Annotated in this window: 5 protein-coding genes; 1 reads left to right on the forward strand and 4 read right to left on the reverse strand. The window is 39.0% G+C overall.

Annotated features, from left to right (window positions below; all coding sequences use genetic code 11):
* Window positions 1–23: 23 nt before the first annotated feature.
* Complete coding sequence (locus ABES52_RS12650; protein WP_429651515.1) at window positions 24–770, reverse strand: SDR family oxidoreductase; 747 nt, start codon at window positions 768–770, stop codon at window positions 24–26.
* A 157-nt stretch (window positions 771–927) separates the two neighbouring features.
* Between ABES52_RS12650 and ABES52_RS12655 the strand changes: the two genes are divergently transcribed.
* A complete protein-coding gene (locus ABES52_RS12655; RefSeq protein ID WP_429651519.1) occupies window positions 928–2,163 on the forward strand; it encodes an MFS transporter in 1,236 nt (411 codons plus the stop codon).
* A gap of 72 nt (window positions 2,164–2,235) precedes the next feature.
* Here the strand turns inward: ABES52_RS12655 and ABES52_RS12660 are convergent, their stop codons facing one another.
* The 3 genes from ABES52_RS12660 to ABES52_RS12670 form a co-directional block, all read right to left on the reverse strand.
* Window positions 2,236–3,153 carry a DMT family transporter gene (locus tag ABES52_RS12660; protein WP_429651516.1) on the reverse strand — a complete coding sequence of 306 codons (918 nt, stop codon included), beginning with the start codon at window positions 3,151–3,153 and terminating at the stop codon, window positions 2,236–2,238.
* Between the two features lie 38 nt (window positions 3,154–3,191).
* Window positions 3,192–3,659, reverse strand: a complete 468-nt coding sequence (locus tag ABES52_RS12665) for a hypothetical protein (RefSeq protein WP_429651517.1) — start codon at window positions 3,657–3,659, stop codon at window positions 3,192–3,194.
* An 88-nt stretch (window positions 3,660–3,747) separates the two neighbouring features.
* On the reverse strand, window positions 3,748–4,215 hold the full coding sequence (locus tag ABES52_RS12670) for an NUDIX hydrolase (RefSeq protein WP_429651518.1): 468 nt from the start codon (window positions 4,213–4,215) through the stop codon (window positions 3,748–3,750).
* Window positions 4,216–4,407 lie beyond the last annotated feature (192 nt).

Here is a 4,407-nt window from a genome sequence, read left to right on the forward strand (position 1 = left end):
CTGTCCCTCACTACTTTAAAGTTTTAAAATCTTAAAAACCCACCTTCCGAATGAATGACTTGTCCGGTGATCCATTCAGCTTCGTCGCTTGCGAGGAAGGCGACTAATCGGGCGGCGTCTTCAGGGAGTCCGATACGTCCTTTTGGAAATTTAGACTTGAGATGCTTCTTGATATCTTCTGTCATCCATCCGGTGTCGGTTGGTCCTGGATTAACGGCATTGACAGTTATCCCAAGTGGAGCGAGTTCGGCTGACAACGTAAGCGTAAAAGCTGAAATGGCTCCTTTGGTCGCAGCGTAGGCTAACTCCCCTATCATCGGACCTTTATCTTGGCCTGAGGTCATATTAATGATTCGACCAGAAGTCAGATTTAACTTTTGAAACCTCCGAGCAAATTCGACACAAAGCAAGAAAGTTCCTCTCATATTGACGGCGTAATGGTCATCCAACAGCTTCGCATCTAATTGTTCATACCCATCTCTTTCCGAGTGAGCTGCATTGTTAACCAATATGGACGGAAACCCCATCCGTTCAGAAACAATATCTAACAGCTCACTAGGAGCTTCAACATCCGATAGATCACAATCTACACTTTCACAACGAACACCCGTCGAACGGATTTCGTTTGTAAAATCCCGCACCCACTCTTCATCACTTTTCCAATGGGTAAAAAAAATATCCACTCCTTTTTTGGCAAACTCACGGCAAATAGCCGCCCCAATTCCTTGGCGATGGCTGACACCCGTTACAACAGCAATTTTTCCTTTCATACAATCGCCCCTAATTTAATCAAATTTGGTTTATATTATACCTTTAATTTTACAATATTTGGACAAAACTTTTTTGTGGTACGAAGAAGGAATAGAGAAAGATTTATTGAATATATTTGGAATATTTTTCTTAAAAAAGAAGGGAACGTTTATGCAAATGAAAAATAAACTCCATACATGGAAGAATCCACTCCTCTTGCTAATCGGAATAGGAGTAGCCAACGTAGGTAGTTGGATTTATTTTATCGCCCTAAATTTAATTGTGTTAGATATGACCGGATCACCACTGGCCGTATCGGGATTGTATATCATCAAACCTTTTGCTGCTTTAGTGACGAACGTTTGGTCTGGAAGCCTCATTGATCGGTTTAATAAACGGAATTTGATGATTGGTTTAGACTTTACCCGTGCCCTTCTCATCTTTTGGTTACCTTTTTTCGATTCATTATGGGCAATCTATGTTTTTGTATTTTTTATCAACATGGCCGGCGCGATGTTTGAACCGACCTCTAGGACCTATATTACCCAATTAATCCAACCTGAAGATCGCAAACGATTCAATTCCCTTCGAAGCTTAATCGACTCAGGTGGATTTCTCATCGGTCCTGCCATTGCCGGATTGTTATTTTTGATCGGCACTCCTTCTCTTGCTATTTTTATAAATGCGGCGGCTTTATTTTTGTCAGGATGGATTACTTTCTTTTTACCGAACCTTGAATCGAATAGGGCGGCACCAACGGCCAAATTTTCTTTTAATCTATTAAAAAAGGATTGGGCAATCGTCATCGATTTTAGCCGCAAGTCCGCTTATATCATGCTTGTCTACTTTTTATTTAGCTGTTTAGTCGTCCTCATGACGGCAGTCGATTCATTGGAAGCTGCGTTTTCAAAAGAAATTTTATTATTGTCTGATACGGAATACGGGTTTCTTGTCAGTGTGGCGGGGGCAGGTGTTGTCGTTGGGGCGCTCGTCAACGTAATGACGGTAAAGAAAATGACGACGTCCCTGCTCATCGGCTTAGGATCGGTCTTCGTCTCGATTGGCTATCTCATTTATGCTTTTTCGAACGGATTTTTATTAGCGGCTATCGGCTTTTTTGTTCTATCCTTTTTTCTCGCTTTCGCTAATACAGGATTTCAAACTTTTTATCAAAACAACATTCCTGTAGAAGTGATGGGACGAGTAGGAAGTGTATATGCGTTTGTCGAGGCCTTACTAGTTATTGTGACAACTGCCATTTTTGGAGCAGTCGCTCAAATAGTTTCCATCCGAGTGATCGTAATAATGGGGACACTAATTATGTTAGTCATGACAATATTCCTCAGTATCATTCTCTTACACCCATACAAGAGCAACTTTCATCCTACCGCTAAGACTAGACACCATCTATAAATCGAAAGTGAGGGACAGTCCCGCACTGCTTTAAAGCATTGAGGGACTGTCCCCAAAAAATCAGTCCCATATTTAACTATCTAGAGAAACTCTCTCTACTTTCGTTTGTTTCGACTTTACTAATGTTAACGCCATGCCGCTATATATAAGAATCATTCCGACATTTTGTAATGCATTTGGACGAAAGCCGAGGAAAATCGTATCTAGTAAAATCGCAACGGCAGGGTCAAGGAACACGAGAACCGAAATGATTTTAGTAGAAAGATTACGAACACTATCAAAGAATAACAAATACACGATTCCTGTATGAACAATTCCAGTTGTGGTCACGGCCAACCAATTGGAGGCTGTTAGATGATGAAATTCTTCAAGATGGATCAAGGGAAGTAACAAAATTACACCTAACCCCGTTTGAATAAACGTCGTTGCGTAGGGACTTAACTTTTGAATACCTTTACTGAGCAAAGTGGTCATCGCGTAAAATAGCGCGGCTAAAAGCCCCCATTTGATTCCAGCCGAAACCCCTTGACCACGAAAGCTTTCTGCATTGAGATCTGATATAAAAACGGTTCCTATAAAACAGAGGATTATGGACGTCACCGACAGAAGGGTTAAGCGTTCACGATAAAAGATGGCTCCTAAAATAAGCACAAGAACAGGAGCTAGGTGATAGACAGAAATGGCAACGGTGATAGATGTATTTTCAAATGACTTGAATAAAAATACCCAGTTAAACACAAGGAAAAAGCCACACGCAAGCGCTTGAAGCACTTCTTTTTTACTCCACTGTTCCGCCTTATATTTACCTGTAAGCAACCAAAATAGTATTAAAAAGACGGTCGCACTTATACAACGAACAAAAACTAATTCATAAGAACGCAAGTCTGTAAGAACGGTAAAATAACCAATCGAACCAAAAATAACCATTGATACAACCATTTTTAACGTCGCGTGTGTTTTGGCACTCAAGTTGGCTTGGTGAATACCCATAGTCTATTGACCTCCTGAGGAACAATCGCTTTGACACTTTAAAGGGGTGCGGGACTGTCCCCTTTATGTACTTTGCCTACATAAAATCCAAAGATAATTAATATTGATGGGATTATAGAAAATAAATAGCCGAGTTTTAACCCCAATTCTTCACTTATATTAGTGAATGAGTAAGGAATCCAAATAAAAGAGGTATAACCAACAATATGATAAAGGAAATATAAATTCCCTAATTGTAATGTTAAAAAACTAATAGCCCAAATACACAAGCCTAATCCTAAAAAGAAAAAGGTTGAGCATAACACCTCTTTCGCTTGAAACCATTTTGGGAGAAAAGAGCTTAGTAATAAATATCCTATTATATTAAAAAAGAAGAGAAATAAAGATAGTTTGATTGCTTCCGAATGCGTCCGATCATTAAGAGTAGCTAAAAATAAAGTTAACGAAATCCCACCCATAAATAAATGAATGGGTAATGTAGAAAATAAATATCTTATAATTGCCATCCACTCACTCACTTTCGTTGTTTAATATTTTAAAGGACCGCGGGACTGTCCCTCACTACTTTAAAGAGTTAAATTACCCATCCCAAACCTATTTAATAATCGGAGTGGATACCCCTTCTACCCAATCATAAATGAAGGGTGCTTGATGAGGATTGATGTTTGGGGGTAGTTCGTTATTATGTAAGAAGCGTAATTCTCGGCTTTCGTTATTTCTTTTTAGCTCTCCTTCAAATTCCCTGACGTGAAAAATGATTTGAATACTATACACTTTATCCCCATTGGCATATTGGGTGAGTCCTTTTTTACCTGAATATAAACCGAACAATTGAGGATGATAGATTTTTAGATTTGTTTCCTCATAGACTTCTCTTTCTAAAGTTTCTAAGAACGTTTCGCCAATTTCCATAACTCCACCAGGTATTCCCCAAACATCCGCGTCCGTTCGATGTTGTAATAATATACGACCATATTCATCTTCAATAATCGCACCACACCCAACGGTTAACAGTGTTTCATGACCAATCATCCTTCGCATAGTTTGAATGTAATCGTTCATGACAAGTTCCTTGCTCCTTTTTATATAATTAGAAAGAAGTGAAAATATTGTACGAATGTTCATGATTTTTAATGTAAAATTATCCCCATTGTATCTCTTTTTAGGAATGGTTATGATCTTAAATTCCATTTTACTCCATCCCGTTCAGTTTTGGTATGTTTTATCACTTTAAATGAGTGAGGGACAGTCCCG

It is taken from the genome of Aeribacillus pallidus (assembly GCF_050478865.1).
Taxonomy (GTDB): Bacteria; Bacillota; Bacilli; order Bacillales; family JACDOC01; genus JACDOC01.

Coding starts and splice junctions, on each gene's coding strand:
- ABES52_RS12660 (WP_429651516.1), bottom strand. CDS start 3,153: ATGGGTATTCACCAAGCCAACTTGAGTGCCAAAACACACGCGACGTTA.
- ABES52_RS12650 (WP_429651515.1), bottom strand. CDS start 770: ATGAAAGGAAAAATTGCTGTTGTAACGGGTGTCAGCCATCGCCAAGGA.
- ABES52_RS12670 (WP_429651518.1), bottom strand. CDS start 4,215: ATGAACGATTACATTCAAACTATGCGAAGGATGATTGGTCATGAAACA.
- ABES52_RS12665 (WP_429651517.1), bottom strand. CDS start 3,659: ATGGCAATTATAAGATATTTATTTTCTACATTACCCATTCATTTATTT.
- ABES52_RS12655 (WP_429651519.1), top strand. CDS start 928: ATGAAAAATAAACTCCATACATGGAAGAATCCACTCCTCTTGCTAATC.